At 56.0% G+C, this 17,610-nt stretch carries 14 protein-coding genes; 1 reads left to right on the top strand and 13 read right to left on the bottom strand.

Annotation, left to right across the window (positions count from 1 at the left end; genetic code table 11):
- Positions 1 to 5 precede the first annotated feature (5 nt).
- The 9 genes from R8G34_21715 to R8G34_21675 all read right to left on the bottom strand — a co-directional run bounded on the left by R8G34_21715 (position 6) and on the right by R8G34_21675 (position 11,386).
- A complete protein-coding gene (locus R8G34_21715) occupies positions 6 to 2,429 on the bottom strand; it encodes a glycogen/starch/alpha-glucan phosphorylase (GenBank protein MDW3225474.1) in 2,424 nt (807 codons plus the stop codon).
- A gap of 82 nt (positions 2,430 to 2,511) precedes the next feature.
- Positions 2,512 to 3,441 (bottom strand): carbohydrate kinase, encoded by a 930-nt coding sequence (locus R8G34_21710; GenBank protein MDW3225473.1) that lies wholly within the window; start codon positions 3,439 to 3,441, stop codon positions 2,512 to 2,514.
- A 569-nt stretch (positions 3,442 to 4,010) separates the two neighbouring features.
- The gene (gene eda, locus R8G34_21705) at positions 4,011 to 4,652 is read right to left on the bottom strand and encodes a bifunctional 4-hydroxy-2-oxoglutarate aldolase/2-dehydro-3-deoxy-phosphogluconate aldolase (protein ID MDW3225472.1); all 642 of its coding nucleotides are present in this window, start codon (positions 4,650 to 4,652) and stop codon (positions 4,011 to 4,013) included.
- Positions 4,653 to 4,665: 13 nt separating this feature from the next.
- The gene (gene edd, locus R8G34_21700) at positions 4,666 to 6,471 is read right to left on the bottom strand and encodes a phosphogluconate dehydratase (GenBank protein MDW3225471.1); all 1,806 of its coding nucleotides are present in this window, start codon (positions 6,469 to 6,471) and stop codon (positions 4,666 to 4,668) included.
- A 51-nt stretch (positions 6,472 to 6,522) separates the two neighbouring features.
- Complete coding sequence (gene gap / locus R8G34_21695; GenBank protein ID MDW3225470.1) at positions 6,523 to 7,530, bottom strand: type I glyceraldehyde-3-phosphate dehydrogenase; 1,008 nt, start codon at positions 7,528 to 7,530, stop codon at positions 6,523 to 6,525.
- A 223-nt stretch (positions 7,531 to 7,753) separates the two neighbouring features.
- Entirely contained in the window at positions 7,754 to 8,398 is a 645-nt protein-coding gene (locus R8G34_21690) for a nucleoside/nucleotide kinase family protein (GenBank protein ID MDW3225469.1), read from the bottom strand.
- Entirely contained in the window at positions 8,395 to 9,171 is a 777-nt protein-coding gene (locus R8G34_21685) for an ATP-binding cassette domain-containing protein (protein MDW3225468.1), read from the bottom strand. The genes R8G34_21690 and R8G34_21685 overlap by 4 nt, the downstream gene beginning before the upstream one ends.
- Positions 9,171 to 10,241: an ABC transporter permease gene (locus R8G34_21680; protein MDW3225467.1), complete on the bottom strand. Its 1,071-nt coding sequence runs from the start codon at positions 10,239 to 10,241 to the stop codon at positions 9,171 to 9,173. Before R8G34_21680 ends, R8G34_21685 begins: the two co-directional genes overlap by 1 nt.
- Positions 10,242 to 10,363: 122 nt before the next feature.
- Positions 10,364 to 11,386, bottom strand: coding sequence for a sugar ABC transporter substrate-binding protein (locus R8G34_21675; GenBank protein MDW3225466.1), 1,023 nt, complete (start codon positions 11,384 to 11,386; stop codon positions 10,364 to 10,366).
- 191 nt (positions 11,387 to 11,577) lie between these two features.
- Between R8G34_21675 and R8G34_21670 the strand changes: the two genes are divergently transcribed.
- Positions 11,578 to 12,777 carry an ROK family transcriptional regulator gene (locus R8G34_21670; GenBank protein MDW3225465.1) on the top strand — a complete coding sequence of 400 codons (1,200 nt, stop codon included), beginning with the start codon at positions 11,578 to 11,580 and terminating at the stop codon, positions 12,775 to 12,777.
- Between the two features lie 4 nt (positions 12,778 to 12,781).
- Here R8G34_21670 and R8G34_21665 read toward each other — a convergent pair whose 3' ends face one another.
- From R8G34_21665 to R8G34_21650, 4 genes are all read right to left on the bottom strand, one after another.
- Positions 12,782 to 13,924, bottom strand: coding sequence for an iron-containing alcohol dehydrogenase (locus R8G34_21665; protein MDW3225464.1), 1,143 nt, complete (start codon positions 13,922 to 13,924; stop codon positions 12,782 to 12,784).
- A 5-nt stretch (positions 13,925 to 13,929) separates the two neighbouring features.
- A complete protein-coding gene (gene glpK, locus R8G34_21660; GenBank protein MDW3225463.1) occupies positions 13,930 to 15,417 on the bottom strand; it encodes a glycerol kinase GlpK in 1,488 nt (495 codons plus the stop codon).
- Between the two features lie 122 nt (positions 15,418 to 15,539).
- A complete protein-coding gene (locus R8G34_21655) occupies positions 15,540 to 17,261 on the bottom strand; it encodes an ABC transporter substrate-binding protein (protein MDW3225462.1) in 1,722 nt (573 codons plus the stop codon).
- 76 nt (positions 17,262 to 17,337) lie between these two features.
- Positions 17,338 to 17,610, bottom strand: a complete 273-nt coding sequence (locus R8G34_21650) for a DUF2160 domain-containing protein (protein MDW3225461.1) — start codon at positions 17,608 to 17,610, stop codon at positions 17,338 to 17,340.

Raw genomic sequence — 17,610 nt, 5'->3', positions numbered from 1 at the left:
CCTTCCTAGGCCACGTCCTGACGCGATCCTCTTGCAGCAACCAGACTGGGGGTCTTCCAGATATCTCTTGCATACCCGCTGATGGTACGATCCGAAGAGAACCAGCCCACCCGTGCGGTGTTAAGGGCGGCCATCCGGGTCCAGGCATTTTTATCAGCAAAAGCTTTGTCTACAACGCGTTGCGTGGCGAAGTAATCGTCAAAATCGCAGGTCACGAGAAAATAGTCATGACTCATCAAGCCCTGCACCAACCCGTGATATCGTGTCTTGTCCGACGGCGAGAACAGCCCGCTTTCCACTTGCTGCAGCACGCGCGCCAAACGCGGGCTCGCCTCGACGGCGCGGCGGGCATATTCTGGCACGGCACGTCTTGCGGTGACCTCGGCAGCAGTCAATCCAAACAGAAAGAAATTGTCGGCTCCGACGCAGTCGCGTATTTCGACATTAGCGCCGTCCAGCGTGCCAATCGTCGGCGCGCCATTGAGAGCAAATTTCATGTTGCCCGTGCCCGAGGCCTCTTTACCCGCGGTTGATATCTGTTCGGAAAGGTCTGTGGCCGGGATCAGGATCTCGGCCATCGAGACATTGTAATTCTCAGGATAGACGATTTGCAGATATTCTTTGGTCACCGGATCAACATTGATCAGCTTGGCCGCGTCATTGATCAGATGAATGATCTCTTTCGCCACAACGTATCCGGGAGCGGCTTTACCGCCAAAAATCTTGACCCGTGGGGTCCAATCTGCATTCGGATTTTCGCGTATGTCATTCCACAGCGCCACGGTTTCCAACAGGTTCATGAACTGGCGTTTGTATTCATGGATGCGTTTGATTTGCACATCGAACATGGCATCCGGGTTCAATGTAACCCCATCGCGCGCGTGTAACCACTTGCAAAGACGCGATTTGTTGGCGTCTTTTGCCGCCTGAAACTTCTCGATGAATGCGGCGTCACTAACGTGTCCGCTCAAAGCATCAAGCCGCTGCAAATCATCGGGCCAGCCTGTTCCGATGGTTTCGTTGATCAGCTCGCGCAGCGGAGGATTACAGGTATAGAGCCAGCGGCGCGGCGTGATCCCATTGGTCTGATTGACAATCCGTCCGGGGTAGTCGCTGTGCAAATCGGCAAAAACGGTTTCCTTGACCAGTTCGGAGTGCAATGCTGACACGCCGTTGACGTGATGCGCCATAACAAAAGCCAATTCACCCATCTTGACCTCGCCATGTTCTAATATGCGAATATTGTTACTGGTCGCGGCGAGATGCGCCGCCTCGATCAGTTGGATGATGCGATGGTGACGCGGTAGCACGCGGATAAACAGGTCCTCAGGCCAGCGCTCGAGGGCTTCGGGCAGAAGCGTGTGATTGGTGTAGGCCAGACAACCACGCGCTGTTGCGATGGCTTGCGCAACTTCGAAACCATGCTCATCCATCAGAAGGCGCACCAATTCCGGACCCGCAATCGCTGGATGGGTATCATTCAGTTGGATCGCCACATGATCAGGAAGGTCTCGTAGATCTCCGTCTTCGCTCAGGAAACGGCGAATAAGATCCTGTATCGAAGCCGAGGTGAAAAAATATTCCTGTTTCAGCCGCAGTTCTTTGCCGATGTCAGTTGTGTCATCCGGGTAGAGCACCCGGCTGATCGTTCGTGCCAGTGCCTCGGGCGCGCTGGCACCCATGTAGTCTCCGCGATTGAAACTATCGAGATCAAAGGCCGTGGTCGGCTTGGCGGCCCACAGGCGCAGCGTATTGGCCCACCGTCCCTGCCAGCCAACGACCGGCGTATCATAGGCCGACGCCATGACCGTTTCACCCGCGCGCCAGATCGTCTTGCCGTTTTCCTCGACCACGTCGCCGCCAAAGTGGATCGGGTAACTCACCTCGGGGCGCTCAAATTCCCAAGCGTGACGCTGTGCCAGCCAGGTTTCGGCTGTTTCCATCTGCGCGCCATCTTCAAAATGCTGCTCGAACAAACCGTGTTCGTATCTGATCCCATACCCATAGGCCGGGATGCCCAGCGTAGATAATGAATCCATAAAGCATGCCGCCAATCGGCCCAAACCGCCATTACCCAAAGCCGCATCCGGTTCATTGGCGACAACGACCGAATACTCCTGACCCAGTGATTTCAATGCCTGCTCGGCGATCACATCCATCCCAAGGTTTACAGCGACATCTTCGATCAACCGCCCGATCAGGAATTCCATCGACAAATAGTAAACACGCTTGCCGCGTGCGTCGTAGGTTTTGCGCGTGCTTTCAAACCATGGATCAACCACGCGATCACGCAATGCCAAAGACAGAGACATGCGCCAGTCATAGAGCGAAGCGTGGCTGGCATCCTTGCCAAGCGAGTGCTTGAGGTGGCGCAGAATATCAGCGCTGAAATCTTGAACGGAAACAGATGGGACGCGCGATGTGGTCATGTGATCTCTTTATTGTATTGGCGTATGGGCGGTGACGGATATCTTGGTGTCTATCAGGTTTTCTCCTGGTGCAAAAACCGGTTTATGGCAACTCATGCGCCCAAGGGGGGTTGGCTCCGGCTCGCGATACGGTTACGGCGGCAACCGTAGCGCCATGCGCGAGGGCTGCGCTCATTTCATTTGCACCAATGTCTTTCAGGCGCGCTTTGCGCAGCAAGCCATTTTCGATCAACTTGGCCATCACACCTGCATTGAACGTATCACCAGCGCCAACCGTATCGACAATCGCAACGCGATTTGCCGGGACATCAACTTGATCGCCTTCGGTCAGAAACGCCAGTGCGCCCTCTCCACCGCGCGTCACAATGACGACCCAGGGCCCCTGAGCGCAAAGTGCGCGGGCTTTCTCCTCAAGGGCTTGAGGACCCGGCAGTATCCAATCCAGATCTTCGTCTGAAACCTTCACTACATCGGTAACAGCAATCATTTTGTTCAATCGCGCGCGATATCGCGCTTCATCGCGAATAAAAGCGGCACGGATATTGGGGTCCAAGACAATCAGCCTGTCAGGTGCTTCACGCAATGCCAGGGCCGCATAAAAATCTGCGCCAGGTTCGCTTATCAGACTGATCCCACCAAAGTAGAGCGCCGAAACCTTCTCTGGCAAGTCAGGGAGCTGTTCAGGTGTCAGACTGCGACCAGCCGTGTTTTCGTCATAAAACGTGTATCGGGCTTGACCCTCATTCAGCTCGACAAAGGCGAGCGTTGTCGGCAGATCTGACGTGATCGACAGTTCGCAATTTACATCGCTGTCTTTCAGGGCTTGCGCCAATTGCGCACCAAATAGATCATGCGATAGTCCTGTTATCATTCCTGTGTCCACGCCCAGACGGCCCAAGGCAACGGCGGTGTTGAACACGGCCCCGCCAGCATGTGGCACAAAACTCTTTTGACCCTGATCAGAACGCCCGGGGATCATGTCAATCAGCGCTTCACCGCAACATAAAATCATCTTCAAAGCTCCCGGTTCGACCAAAGACGCTCAACCACATCTCGCGCTTTCGTTAACGCTAACATGTTGCTTGTGTCAATCGGTATGTCATCAGACGGCAGTTCGCCCGAGCCATTTGGACACAGCCTATCCACTTCCTACCCGAAAGAACACAACAGCTATTATAAAGACGATTGCGAGGCCACGCTTAACCAACCTGTTTGCAACGCCCTTTGTTGATTTCAACTCTGCCATTCTGAACGGTGCTGCATGATGCCAAGAGCGAAGGTTGCACCTCAATCGAGAGGCACCCAGAGCTTTGAACCGCAAAAATTCGGAACCGTAAGAGAGAGTCAGATAGGTTGGGGTCTCATATTTGCTTGCGCCTTAACTGATGCAAGCAGAGCATCAAACTCCCGTCCGCAGGATGATGAAAACTCAATCACTCAAATCCAGAAGAAGGGCATGTGAGAAACTTCTTATGCGCCTCGCGCATCGAAGTTAAAATTGGCGGGCTGAACTCCGGGATTGCATTGGCAGGCCAACGGCCAGTTAGTTGCAGACGTCGCGCTGAAAGATTCTGGTACTCGTCAAGCTGCAAGGCTGCATGCGTCTTTCGACAGCGCTTCGATACCAGCCCAGTCACCGGATTGCACCATCGAGGCGGGCGCAACCCAACTGCCGCCTGCACAGATTACATTCGGCAGTGAAAGGTAACTCATCGCGTTTTGCGGGCTGACACCGCCGGTCGGGCAAAATGATATCTGTGGTAAAGGACCACCCAAAGCCTTGAGTGCCGGCGCGCCGCCCGACGCTTCTGCCGGGAAGAACTTCAGAACGTCATAACCGCGCTCAAAAAGACGCATTGCTTCGGACGCGGTTGCGGCTCCCGCCAGCAACGGCAGCCCTTCAGCTTCGCAGGCCGCCAAAAGCGCATCCGTCGCGCCCGGGGATACCCCAAATTGCGCACCGGCAGATTTTGCGTTTTTAACGTCCTGCGGTGTCACGAGCGTACCAGCGCCGACCACACCGCCGGGCACTTTCGCCATCTCTGCAATCACGTCCAGCGCAGCAGGTGTGCGCAGTGTCACTTCCAGCGCAGGCAACCCACCAGCAACCAATGCTTCGGCCAGCGGCCGCGCATGCGCCGCATCCTCCACAACCAGAACAGGCACAATTGGCGCTAAGCCACAGATTTCGCGGGCGCGTTTGCTGGCATCTTGCGGTGTCATCGAGAGTCCTTTGTTAAAATAGCACGCTGGCGCCGGTATCCGCAGATCCAACCGAACGGCGGAATTGCGCGAAAAGTTCACGACCGATGCCAAATTCATTTGCACCCAAATTGATGCGCACAGAGGGGCGTTCAAGCACGCCATCCGTCAGGATGTCGAGGTTGCCGGAAACCGCATCGACCCGCAGCACATCGCCATCCTGCAATTTGGATATGGCACCTCCGTCCAAGGCTTCGGGACTGACGTGGATGGCGGCAGGCACCGATCCCGACGCACCTGACATACGCCCATCCGTTACCAACGCGACATTGATGCCTTTGGCCTGCAAGTTTTTCAAAAGTGGCGTGAGGCTGTGAAGCTCTGGCATGCCGTTTGCCTTGGGGCCCTGAAAACGGACCACCACGACAGTGTCCTGAACGATTTCGCCCGCTTTGCAAGCGACTTTGACTTCTTCCTGATCGTTGAACACACGAACTGGCGCCTCCACGATCTGGTGTTCAGACTTTACGGCGGAGACTTTCATCACCGCGTTCCCAAGGGTGCCATTGAGACGTTTTAACCCGCCTGTATCTTGGAATGGATCTGATGCGGGGCGCACAATTTTAAGGTTCAGGCTCTCGGCCGTGCCCTCTTCCCAAACAACATTTCCTTCACGCAACTTGGGTTCTTGGGTATAGACTTCAAGCCCACAGCCCCCAACCGTCTTGGTATCCGGATGCAACAAACCAGCACCGAGAAGTTCGTGGATCAAGTACCCAAGACCGCCCGCTGCATGGAAATGGTTCACATCCGCCAGACCATTTGGATAGACCCGCGCCAGCAAAGGCGTCACTTCCGATAAATCAGAGAAGTCCTGCCAATCAAGAATGATACCGCCTGCGCGCGCCATCGCCACCAAGTGAATCAACAGGTTGGTTGATCCTCCCGTCGCATTCAGGCCGATGATGCCATTCACATAGGCTTTTTCATCCAGCACATCACAGACCGGCAAATAATTGTCGCCCAGATCGGACAGGGAAAGCGCCCGCTGCGCGCCTGTTTTGGTCAAGGCATCGCGCAATCCGGTATTTGGCGTCACAAAGCTCGACCCGGGCAAGTGCATACCCATGAATTCCATCAACATTTGATTGGTATTCGCCGTGCCATAAAACGTGCAGGTTCCCGGCCCGTGATAAGCCCCCATCTCAGCCTTCATCAATTCATCTCGTCCGACTTCACCGGCGGCAAATTTCTGTCGCACCTGACCTTTTTCGTCATTGGACAGGCCTGTGGTCATCGGACCGGCGGGTAGGAACACCGTCGGAATATGCCCGAAGGTTTGCGCGGCGATGATCAGACCAGGAACGATCTTGTCACAAACGCCCAGATAAACCGCCGCATCAAAGGTGTTGTGGCTCATGGCGATGCCAGTAGCCATGGCGATCAGGTCGCGTGAAAACAGACTCAACTCCATACCAGGCTCGCCCTGCGTCACCCCATCGCACATGGCCGGAACACCTCCCGCCACCTGCGCAGTGGCGCCGACGTCACGCGCTGCCTGACGGATCAGATCGGGAAACCGCTCAAACGGTTGATGTGCCGAAAGCATGTCGTTGTAGGTTGTGATGATCCCCAGATTGCCACCTACCTCGTTGACCAAAGCAGACTGATCCTGCCCGGCCCCCGCATAGGCATGCGCCTGCCCACTGCAACTGAGATGGCCGCGCGCGGGCCCCTTGGAGCGCGCTGCTGCCATCCGGTTCAGGTATTCGCCGCGTGGCCCTTCGCTGCGGGCGATGATGCGGTCCGTGACGCGGGCAATCGTATCATTCAAGGTCATTTCTGTATCCTCAAAACCATTTTGCTGGAGACCCGGCCAAGCCGTGGGTGGTCAGGTTTTTGACAATTCTGCCAGTCTGCGACCTGTGTCGATCATCCGGTTGGCAAACCCCCATTCGTTGTCATACCAACTGACGACGCGAACCAGCCCATCCTGCGTCACACTGGTTTGCGGGGCGGCAAAGCTCGATGAATGCGGATCATGATTGTAATCTATCGACACCGTCGGGTCGGTCTCATAGGATAGAATCCCTTTCAACTCACCCGCTGCAGCCGATTGAATGGCGGCATTTACGGCGTCTTTTGTCGCTGGTTTCTCAGGCACAAAAGCCAAATCCACCAGTGACACATTCGGCGTTGGCACCCTAATGGCTGACCCTTCAAGACGCCCCTCAAGATGCGGTAAAACAAGCGAAATCGCCTTCGCGGCCCCGGTTGAAGTTGGCACCATCGACACAGCGGCAGCCCGACCTCGATAAAGGTCCTTGTGGGGTGCATCATGGGAAGGTTGATCGCCTGTATAGGCGTGGATCGTTGTCATATAGCCAGTCTTGATCCCAAACGCCTTATCCAGAACATAGGCCACGGGCGCCAGGCAATTGGTGGTACAAGACGCGTTGGAAATGACGATGTCGTCTTTTGTCATATCCTTGTGATTGACGCCGTAGACCACCGTGCGGTCCGCGCCCGCACCGGGGGCGGAAATCAGCACACGGCGAGACCCATTCTCCAGATGCTGAGCGGCTTTGTCACGCGCTGTAAACAGTCCAGTGCATTCCATCGCCACATCCACACCATCCCACGGTAATTCAGCCGGGTTGCGGATGGCGGTGACCTGAATGGTTTTGCCATTCACAACTAAAGCGTCGCCCTGCACACTCACATCCGCTTTGAAGCGCCCATGAACGCTGTCATACTTCAACAAATGCGCAAGTGTCTCTGGTGATGACAGATCGTTGATCGCGACGACTTCCACATCGGAAACATTGTTTTCAACCAAAGCACGTAAAACCCCGCGCCCAATGCGCCCAAAACCGTTAATTGCGACTGTGTGAGACATTCTTTTCCTCCGGAAATCATTCTGCTTCCCGCGCGACGGCGCGATAGGTTTTTGTTAGCGCTAACAAACACATTCTGATCCAAACATCAATGGCAGAAATTGCCGCAAGCACATGTGATCTTAAAATTGAGCGCGTACTGCGAAAAACCAGCGCACGCTCGCAGGTGTTTTCAGTCTAACACAAAAATTGAGGTTGCGCGCGCAATCACTCATTGCATCACCTTCAGTCAAGCGATCCCATGTTTTTGAAAACGACATCACAAGGCAAAGATCTTTCCAGCACAAACCGTGCATTGGCCAGATCGTTACCGTCCGCCCGCGCGCGGGCCAATTCCGGTGCCAGTCCCGCCGTCAACCAGCGCTGCGTCAACCTTTCGCGCAACACCGTAAGAGGCACAGAGAGATTTATGCGAACATCCCAAATCTGCGACAGATCGCGCCAATGCGGCGCATCCAGCAGAAGATAGTTGCCCTCCACGATTACCGTATCGCAGTCCGCGTCCAGTACCCCTGCCCCGGCAACGGCAAGGTCTCGAGATCGATCAAAAAGCGGGTAGTAGACCGATACTCCGGATCCAAGAGCCGCAACAAGGCGCACAAACCCCTGAACATCGAAGGTTTCCGGCGCACCCTTGCGTTCCAGCAATTCAAGGTCTTTCAGGATTGGGTTATCAAGATGGAATCCATCCATCGGGACAACTTGCGCGCTCACATCTCTTTGCCTGAGACTGTCCGCCAACCTCTCTGCCAAGGTGGACTTGCCACTGCCCGGCGCGCCGGCCAAAGCAACGATGCGGCGATCTGCCTTACGCGGCGCGGCCAGAATGAAATTGGATAACGCCGCGAGAGTGTCCAGTTGCAGGCTCAAGCTGCTGCAGCCTCGTCAGGCGGTTCTTTGGCCCCCGTCATAAAGGCCACCGCGTCGGACATGGTATAGTCTTTAGGATCGATCACGCAGAGACGTTTGCCCAGCCGGTGCACGTGAATACGGTCAGCGACCTCAAACACATGCGGCATGTTATGGCTGATCAGGATGATCGGAATGCCCCGCGATTTCACATCGAGAATCAATTCCAGGACGCGACGCGATTCCTTCACGCCAAGGGCGGCGGTGGGTTCGTCCAGAATGATCACTTTGGATCCAAACGCGGCCGCGCGTGCCACCGCCACACCTTGCCGTTGACCACCGGACAGTGTTTCCACTGCTTGATTGATGTTCTGGATCGTCATAAGCCCGAGTTCGCTCAGCTTATCGCGTGCGAGCCGTTCCATTTCGGCCCGATCCAACTGGCGCAGCCATTTGCCCCGAAACCCTGGTTTGCGAATTTCCCGCCCCATGAACATATTGTCCGCGATGGACAGCGCAGGCGACATTGCAAGCGTCTGATAAACGGTCTCGATCCCAACGTTACGTGCATCAATGGGCGACGCGAATTTTATCTGTTTGCCCTCGAGCCAAACCTCGCCCTCATCTGGGATCACAGCCCCGGACACGGCCTTGATCAGAGAAGACTTACCTGCACCGTTGTCCCCGATCACGGCCAAGATTTCACCCGGCATCAGATCGAAATCACAATGATCGAGCGCGGTCACCTTGCCGTAGCGTTTGACGAGGTTCCGCCCTTTGAGAATAGGTTCCATCAGACCGACACCTTTCTGATCCATTGATCCACACCCACCGCTGCGATGATCAGAACGCCGATGAGCAGATATGTCCACTGCGCATCGGCCCCCAAAAGGCGCAAGCCTAGACTGAAGACGCCCACGATCAGCGCTCCAAAAAGCGTACCCATGATAGAGCCGCGCCCGCCAAAAAGTGATATGCCCCCAATCACCACGGCGGTGATGCTTTCGATGTTCGCCAGTTGACCCGAAGTCGGGGAGACTGATCCGATCCGCCCTACCAGCGCCCACCCCGCAAAAGCACAAATCAGACCGGCGATCATGTAGACCGAGATCAGCGTGCGTTTAACGTCCACACCGGAGAGTTCGGCGGCTTCTGGATCATCGCCAACGGCGTAGACATGCCGCCCCCAAGCCGTGTGTTTGAGCACATAGGCCAGAAAGAAGATCAACAGAAGCATGAAGACTGCGCCATACGTCAGACGCGCGGCTCCAAGCTGGATGGTGGTGCCAAAAAACTGCAGGAGCGGTGCCTGGGCCTCGATATCCTGCGAACGGATTGTCTCATTGGCGGAATAAAGGAAGTTGGTGGCGAGCACGATCTGCCACATGCCCAGCGTTACGATGAAGGGCGGCAACTTGACGCGCGCTACGAGCCAGCCGTTTATGAAACCCAGCGCCGTGCCGCAAAGCAAGCCGCAAGCGACCGCGATCTCAACAGGGATCCCGTATCGAAAAGTGAATTGCCCCATCACCACTGACGACATGACCATGATGGCCCCGACGCTGAGATCAATGCCCGCTGTCAGGATTACAAGGCTTTGGGCAGCAGCGACGATACCCACGATCTGCACCTGCTGCAGAATAAGGGTCAGTGCGAAAGGCGAAAAGAATTTCGTACCCAGCAACAATCCGAATATGACGATGGAGGCCACAAGAACGATCAACGGCACGAGAGAGGGGTTCACATGCAACAGATGCTGGATGGTCCCAACAAACCCGCGTCGGGTGTCTCCGAAATCGGCGACTGCCTCCGCATTGTTCTTCAGGTTGGTCTCAAAACCTTGGTTTCCAGATGGCTCAGACACGCGGGGCCCTCCCACTTAGCGGGTAACGGTTCAGGGGTGAAAAATGGCAGTTTGCCTCCGGATGGAGACTTTTTTCTGTCAGAAGCGGCGCGCAATCTCGTGCGCGCCGCCCTTGCCGGATTTTAGCCCCAGCAGAGATCTTTGCCTTCGGAGACGGAAATGGATTCCACACCCTCCGCAGGCGCATCGGTTACCAGCGCGACGCCAGTGTCAAAGAACGCCTTGCCCGGTGTCGGCTCCGGCTTCACGCCCTCATCCGCCCATTTCTTAATGGCCTCAACGCCGAGTGCCGCCATTGACAGCGGATATTGCTGGGATGTGGCGCCGATCACACCGTCCGCTACGTTTTGCACGCCGGGGCAACCGCCATCGACGGACACAATCAACACTTCCTTCTCACGACCAATCGCTTTGAGCGCCTCATAGGCCCCTGCTGCGGCTGGTTCGTTGATGGTGTGGACCACGTTGATGCTGGGATCACGGGCCAGGAGGTTTTCCATGGCACGGCGACCGCCTTCTTCGTTCCCATCGGTGACATCGCTGCCCACCAGGCGCGCATCGGTCTCATCGCCAATCACATTCGGATCCGCCAGATCAACACCAAATCCTTCAAGGAATCCCTGATTGCGCAGCACATCAACTGTTGGCTGGCTGACATTCAAGTCCAATGTCGCGATCTTGGCGCTATCGGCTGCATCGCCCAGTTGCGCGCGGGCCCATTCGCCGATCAGAACACCCGCCTTGTAGTTGTCTGTCGCAAAGGTCGCGTCTGCGGCATCAATCGGCTCAAGGGGTGTGTCCAATGCGATCACCAACACACCGGCATCACGCGCCTGCGTGACCGCGGATACGATAGAAGAGGTATCGGACGCCGTGATCAAAATGCCTTTGGCACCGTCCAGAATACAGGTTTCAATCGCTTGCACCTGCGTTTCGTGATCACCATCCACTTTGCCGGCGAAAGACTTGAGCGTCATGCCCAATTCAGCCGCTTTAGCCTCAGCACCTTCCTTCATTTTCACAAAAAACGGATTCGTATCCGTTTTGGTGATCAGGCAGGCCGTAATGTCTTCGGCAAGAGCGACACTACTTGTGGCACCGAACGCGCTCAGACCAAGGATCGTGCTGGCGAGAAGTTTTTTCATCTTTTCCTCCCAAGGAAACTGTCAATTTGTTTTTTTAAAGGCACTGGCAGTGCGCCATCCCTGTCGAATCCTCCCCGACAGGTCCCCGTCAAAACATCGCATTTGTGACCACCTGTCAATAAATAAATAAACTTGATTTATTAATTGGACCTCGTGATGATCGAAGGGTAAAAGGAGGCATGGGCGACCTGATGGACGGCAGCAAGGTCAGAGGATTAAGCAGCGGCGTAAACCAGCGCGGGGTGCGCAATTATAATGAGCGCCTGCTTCTTTCCACTTTTATGCGCCATGGCCCAATGCCCGGCAGTGACCTTGCACGTATGGCGGGCCTGTCGCCTCAAACCGTGTCGGTGATTCTGCGAAAACTTGAAAAAGACGGGCTCTTGAAACGCGGCGCACCGCAACGGGGGAAAGTTGGCAAGCCTTCGATACCGATGGATCTCTCCGCGGAAGGGGTATTTTCTTTTGGCCTTAAGATCGGGCGGCGCAGCGCGGAACTGCTTTTGTTGAATTTCCGGGGAGACGTCATCGAACAATTGCATCTGGCCTATCCCTATCCGCAACCTGAGATCGTGTTCGGATTTCTGGAAGATGGCATTGACCAGTTGATGGGCCAGATGAGCGCTGCACAAAAGGCGCGAATTTGCGGGATTGGTATTGCGTCGCCTTTTGAGCTGTGGACTTGGCACGATCTCGAAGGTCCCGAAGCTGACGACTTCAGCGCATGGAAGGACACGCAATTTACCGAAGAGGTCGCGAAATTCAGCGCGCTTCCGATTTTTGCTTGTAACGATGCGACGGCCGCTTGTCGGGCAGAACATCTTTATGGGCTGGGTAAGGAGTACCGCGATTACGCTTACTTCTATATCGGGTCCTTTGTCGGCGGCGGTGTGGTTTTGAACCACACGGTGTTTGAGGGCAATCAGGGCAATGCAGGCGCGCTGGGATCTCTGCGCAGCACCGGGCCCTTGGGTGAAAGCCGGCAACTCATCGATGTCGCCTCGCTCCATCTGCTGGAAGGACGCTTGTTGGAGGCTGGCCTTGATCCCAAACAGTTATGGCAAATGCCCCAAAATTGGGATGCTTTGATGCGCTATGTCGAACCCTGGATCGGGGAGACCGCGCAGGAGCTTGCCAAAGCCGCTCTGTCGATTTGCTCGGTCATTGATTTTGAAGCGATCCTGATTGATGGCGCGTTTCCAGACAAGGTTCGCTCGGATTTGGTGGAGAGGGTGCGGCGTTACCTTGTGACGCAAGATACACGTGGTTTATTGACTCCACGGATTGAAAAGGGCGTGATTGGTTTCAATGCGCGCGCGATTGGGGCCGCCAGTGGGCCAATATTTTCGCAGTTCTTTTTAAACACAAATGCCGGGCTCTCTTCGATCTGAGGTCTCATAAAGACTGCTGCATCGCCTGTATCAGCGCCGGAATGCTCAACACGCAGGGATTTGCCTTCATCGATGATGCGCCGGCTGCTTCTTGGGCAATTGCTTCGAGATCTGTCGATGGCGTCACCCATTGGCCAAGCCGCGGCACGTTCCATTGATCCAAGAGTGCCGGCAAAGCGTCGAAGACATCTGACTTCTCTATATCAAGACCCTGCCCAAGCCACCGCGCGACATCCTCAAATCGCAAGCCCTCGTCATTGATTTTTTTGAGCGCCGTCCTGTTGGCTGTCAGAATTGGCCCCATCAAACGTCCGCAAATCAAGCCATGTGGTGCGCCCAGTCGCCCGCCCAAAACACCTGCCAGCCCATGCACGGCACCCAACCCGGCGTTTGCAAGCGCGAGACCGCCCGACAGGCTGACAAAAGCCATGGTATCGCGTGCTTCAGCATCTTCGGCGCGCGCCAATTGCGCCAGTGCCGCAGCGCCAGCTGGAATGGCGGCGCAACAGACTGCGTCCGTCAATGGGTTCGCGCGGTTTGACAAATAGGGTTCGATCACTTGCGTCAGCGCATCCAGACCGGAGGCAAAAGTCTGCGCCCTTGGCGTATGATCCGTCAACGCGGGATCAAGTATCGCGACATCTGCCACCATACGATCATCGCGCAGACTGACTTTGCGGCCTGCGTCGGGCACGGTGATCACTGCGTTTTTGGTGACTTCCGCGCCGGTTCCCGCGGTCGTAGGCACCGCAATGAATGGCAGCGAATCAGCGACAAGCGGCTTGCCAGCGCCGACACCTTCGAGATGATCCATGATGTCTCCGGGCGCGGGTAACAATGCGGCCACCACCTTGCCCAAATCAATTACGGCACCGCCGCCCACGGCCAGCACCATATCAACCTTCGCATTTCGCCCTATCTGCAAAGCAGATTGCACATCGCGGACGCTCGGTTCCCCCCTGCTTAGAACAGAGGTCACGGTACAGCCTCTGTCCCTCAGTTCCGTTTCCAACGCATCAACCCAAGCCACGGAACTGCCACGCACCAGCAATACCGTTTTGCCAAAAGCACAGGTTCTTTCCGCTGTGAGCGCGCGCGTTCCGCGTCCAAACTCAATGCGTCCCGGCGTCAGAAAGCTAAAACCCATGCGGGTCAAAAGCTCATGGTGGCAGCCACAGCACGTTTCCATGCTGCGTATTTTTGATCGCGCTGGCTTTCATCCATATCCGGGGTAAATTTGTGCTCAAGCGCCCAGTTCTTTGCGAAACCGGCCATATCAGGGTAAACCCCTGCGCGTTGCCCTGCCAGCCACGCGGCCCCAAGGGCGGTGGTTTCCAATACCTGCGGGCGATCCACCGGGGCCGCAATGATGTCTGACAGAAACTGCATCGCCCAATCGGAGGCGGACATCCCCCCATCCACCCGCAGCGTAGCCCCTGCCCCTTCACCCTGCCAATCGGCTTGCATGGCCTCGAGCAGATCACGGGTCTGATAGCCAACACTTTCCAGTGCGGCTTTGGCATATTCTTCGGGGCCTGAATTCCGGGTCAGCCCAAACACCGCTCCACGACACTCTGCGTTCCAATAGGGCGCACCTAACCCCACAAACGCTGGCACCAAGACCACATTTTGATGGGGGTCCGCTTTTTCGGCCAAAGGCTGGGTTTCAGAGGCCTCGCGAATGATTTTGAGACCATCGCGCAACCATTGCACCACCGCGCCTGCCACGAAAATTGACCCTTCGAGCGCGTAGGTCGGTTTACCGTCAAACTGATAAGCAATTGTCGTCAGCAAGCGATTTTTCGAGGTCACCGCCGTTTCACCTGTATTCAGCAAGGCGAAACAGCCCGTCCCATAAGTCGATTTTAACATGCCCGGCTCAAAACAAGCCTGCCCGATTGTGGCGGCCTGCTGATCCCCGGCAACGCCCAGAATGGGGATCGGACGACCAAACAGATCAGGGCGCGTGGTGCCGAAATCCGCGGCGCAATCCTTGACCTCGGGCAGCATCTCCATCGGGATGTCGAACAACGCGCAAATTGACGTACTCCAACGCCCCTTGTGAATGTCGTAAAGCGAGGTACGGGCGGCGTTGGTGGCATCCGTCACATGCGCCGCTCCACCGGTCAGTTTCCAGATCAGGAAGCTATCAACGGTGCCAAACAGCAACTCGCCTTTGCGCGCTCGGTCGCGGGCGCCGTCCACATGATCGAGAATCCATTTCAGTTTCGTGCCTGAAAAATAAGGATCGGCCAGCAATCCAGTCTTGGCCGTGATCATCACATCATGCCCGGCCTCGCGCAATTGCCGACAATACTCAGCCGTACGGCGATCCTGCCAGACGATGGCGTTGTGAATGGGGTGCCCAGTCTCCTTGTCCCAGACCACAACCGTTTCACGTTGGTTTGTGATGCCAATAGCGGCGATGTCATCGGGCCCCAAACCGGCCTTTTCGATCACCGCACGGCAGGTCCCCGCCGTGGTAGACCACAAATCACCGGGATCATGTTCGACCCAACCACTGTCGGGGAAATGCTGGGGGAACTCTTCCTGCGCGCTGGCTTTGATCTTCATCTCAGCGTCAAAAATGATCGCGCGTGAAGAGGTCGTTCCCTGATCAATAGCGAGAATATGGGTCATGGAGTCCCCCGGGCGTTGTCTGATGGGTGTCGGGCAATTTTGCCCTTTTTGAAGGGTTCCAGGCATTTCTGCCGGCAAAAAAGCCGGGGCGCAAGAATGCGCCCCGGCCAAAGGTCAAAGACTTACTGCCAGGATTTGATCAGCTCATCGTAGCTGACGGTCATTGGCTCTTCGTCTTCGTTCTCCAGCTTGGGGTAAGGTGCGCCCGGTTGAGCAAACCAGTGCTCTGCACTCATTTCCTCATTGAGGACCGGACCAAGATCGCCCTGGACACCGGCACGCTCAAGGCGCTCAAGCACACGCTCCTGATCCGAGCACAATGCATCAAGCGCTTCCTGAGGTGTTTTCGCACCGGACATTGCGTCGCCGATGTTCTGCCACCACAGCTGCGCCAGCTTTGGATAGTCCGGAACGTTTGTGCCGGTTGGCGACCATGCAACGCGCGCTGGTGAGCGGTAGAATTCTACCAGACCACCCAGTTTGTCCGCACGATCGGTGAAGTGATCACTGTCGATTGTCGATTCACGAATGAATGTCAGACCAACGTCAGATTTCTTCAGATCAACCGTTTTCGACACGACGAACTGCGCATAGAGCCACGCGGCTTTCGCGCGGTCCACGGGTGTGGATTCCATCAACGTCCAGCTGCCTGCGTCCTGGTAGCCAATCTTCTGGCCTTCTTTCCAGTACACACCGTGGGGCGAAGGTGCCATGCGCCACTTGGGCGTGCCATCTTCGTTCATCACGGGCAGATCAGGCTGCACGGTCGCGGCGGTAAAGGCAGTGTACCAGAACATCTGCTGGGCCACATTGCCTTGCGCCGGGATTGGACCCGCTTCGCCGAATGTCATACCTGCTGCTGCGGGCGGCGAGTATTTCTGCAGCCATTCAATGGCCTTGGTCACCGCATAAACGGCGGCTGGCGAATTGGTCGCCCCCCCGCGCGCAACACATGACCCGGTTGGCTGTGAATTCTCATTCACCCGGATACCCCATTCATCGACCGGCAGACCGTTTGGCTCACCGACGTCGCCCATGCCTGCCATGGACATCCACGCGTCCGTGTAGCGCCAACCCAAAGACGGATCTTTCTTGCCGTAGTCCATGTTGCCAAAGACTTCGCCTTCAACACCCATGCGGCTCAGATCCCGACCGGTGAAGAATTCCGCGATGTCCTCGTAGGCTGTCCAGTTCACCGGAACGCCCAGTTCATAGCCGTATTTCTCTTGGAAATCAGCTTTGTTCTGCTCGTCGTTGAACCAATCATACCGGAACCAATAGAGGTTCGCGAACTGCTGTGTGGGCAGTTGATACAATTTGCCGTCCGGGCCGGTTGTGAACGATGTGCCGATGAAATCGTCGACATCAAGGCTCGACAGGGTCACATCCGCGCCCTCACCCGCCATCCAGTCGGTCAGGTTGCGCACCTGCTTGTAACGCCAATGCGTGCCGATCAGATCGCTGTCGTTGACATAGGCGTCATAGATGTTTTCGCCCGACTGCATTTGTGTTTGCAGCTTTTCAACAACGTCGCCTTCGCCGATCAGGTCATGCGTGACCTTGATGCCGGTAATGGCTGTAAAGGCCGGGGCAAGCACTTGGCTTTCATATTCATGGGTCGTGATCGTCTCGGAGACCACCTTGATCTCCATGCCCGCAAAGGGGGCCGCTGCATCGACGAAGAACTGCATCTCCGCTTCCTGTGCGGCACGGTCGAGCACGGAAAGCCCGGCGATCTCATTATCGAGAAACGCGTTCGCAGCCTCCATGTCGGCCCAGGCCGGCATTGCCATGCACGCGACCATCGCGCCTATGGCTGTGGTGGATTTCAGTGTAAAGTTCATGTGAGTCCTCCCAAGACATTATTGAACTGTTTTTATATGAGGCCCCGATTGTTCGGAGCATCCCATTCTTCTTGTTCTACACCCAGCGGAACACCGCCACGGCATAGACCAGACACGCCAGCAGCGCATAGGGCTGTGGTGCGACCTCAAGACCCAGCCAGATCAGGTTGATAAAGGCTGAGCCCAGCAGGGTGATGAACAAACGATCCCCCCGCGTTGTTTCGATCCGCAAGATGCCCACACGGGGCGTCTCAGGGTATTTGATGGCGAGAATTGTGAAGATGATCAACAGGCTTGCGATCACCGCGAAAAAGATTGCCGTCGGTACGGTCCATGCCATCCATGCCAT

This window comes from Paracoccaceae bacterium, from assembly GCA_033344815.1.
Lineage (GTDB): Bacteria > Pseudomonadota > Alphaproteobacteria > Rhodobacterales > Rhodobacteraceae > Roseobacter.
Note: the sequence above shows the minus strand (reverse complement) of the source record. Positions and strands in the feature narration are given on the sequence as shown.

Excerpts from the sequence above, each read along its gene's own strand:
- R8G34_21715 (MDW3225474.1), bottom strand. The coding sequence starts at position 2,429 with ATGACCACATCGCGCGTCCCATCTGTTTCCGTTCAAGATTTCAGCGCT.
- R8G34_21710 (MDW3225473.1), bottom strand. The coding sequence starts at position 3,441 with ATGATTTTATGTTGCGGTGAAGCGCTGATTGACATGATCCCCGGGCGT.
- eda (MDW3225472.1), bottom strand. The coding sequence starts at position 4,652 with ATGACACCGCAAGATGCCAGCAAACGCGCCCGCGAAATCTGTGGCTTA.
- edd (MDW3225471.1), bottom strand. The coding sequence starts at position 6,471 with ATGACCTTGAATGATACGATTGCCCGCGTCACGGACCGCATCATCGCC.
- gap (MDW3225470.1), bottom strand. The coding sequence starts at position 7,530 with ATGTCTCACACAGTCGCAATTAACGGTTTTGGGCGCATTGGGCGCGGG.
- R8G34_21685 (MDW3225468.1), bottom strand. The coding sequence starts at position 9,171 with ATGGAACCTATTCTCAAAGGGCGGAACCTCGTCAAACGCTACGGCAAG.
- R8G34_21675 (MDW3225466.1), bottom strand. The coding sequence starts at position 11,386 with ATGAAAAAACTTCTCGCCAGCACGATCCTTGGTCTGAGCGCGTTCGGT.
- R8G34_21670 (MDW3225465.1), top strand. The coding sequence starts at position 11,578 with ATGGACGGCAGCAAGGTCAGAGGATTAAGCAGCGGCGTAAACCAGCGC.
- R8G34_21665 (MDW3225464.1), bottom strand. The coding sequence starts at position 13,924 with ATGGGTTTTAGCTTTCTGACGCCGGGACGCATTGAGTTTGGACGCGGA.
- glpK (MDW3225463.1), bottom strand. The coding sequence starts at position 15,417 with ATGACCCATATTCTCGCTATTGATCAGGGAACGACCTCTTCACGCGCG.
- R8G34_21655 (MDW3225462.1), bottom strand. The coding sequence starts at position 17,261 with ATGAACTTTACACTGAAATCCACCACAGCCATAGGCGCGATGGTCGCG.
- R8G34_21650 (MDW3225461.1), bottom strand. The coding sequence starts at position 17,610 with ATGGCATGGATGGCATGGACCGTACCGACGGCAATCTTTTTCGCGGTG.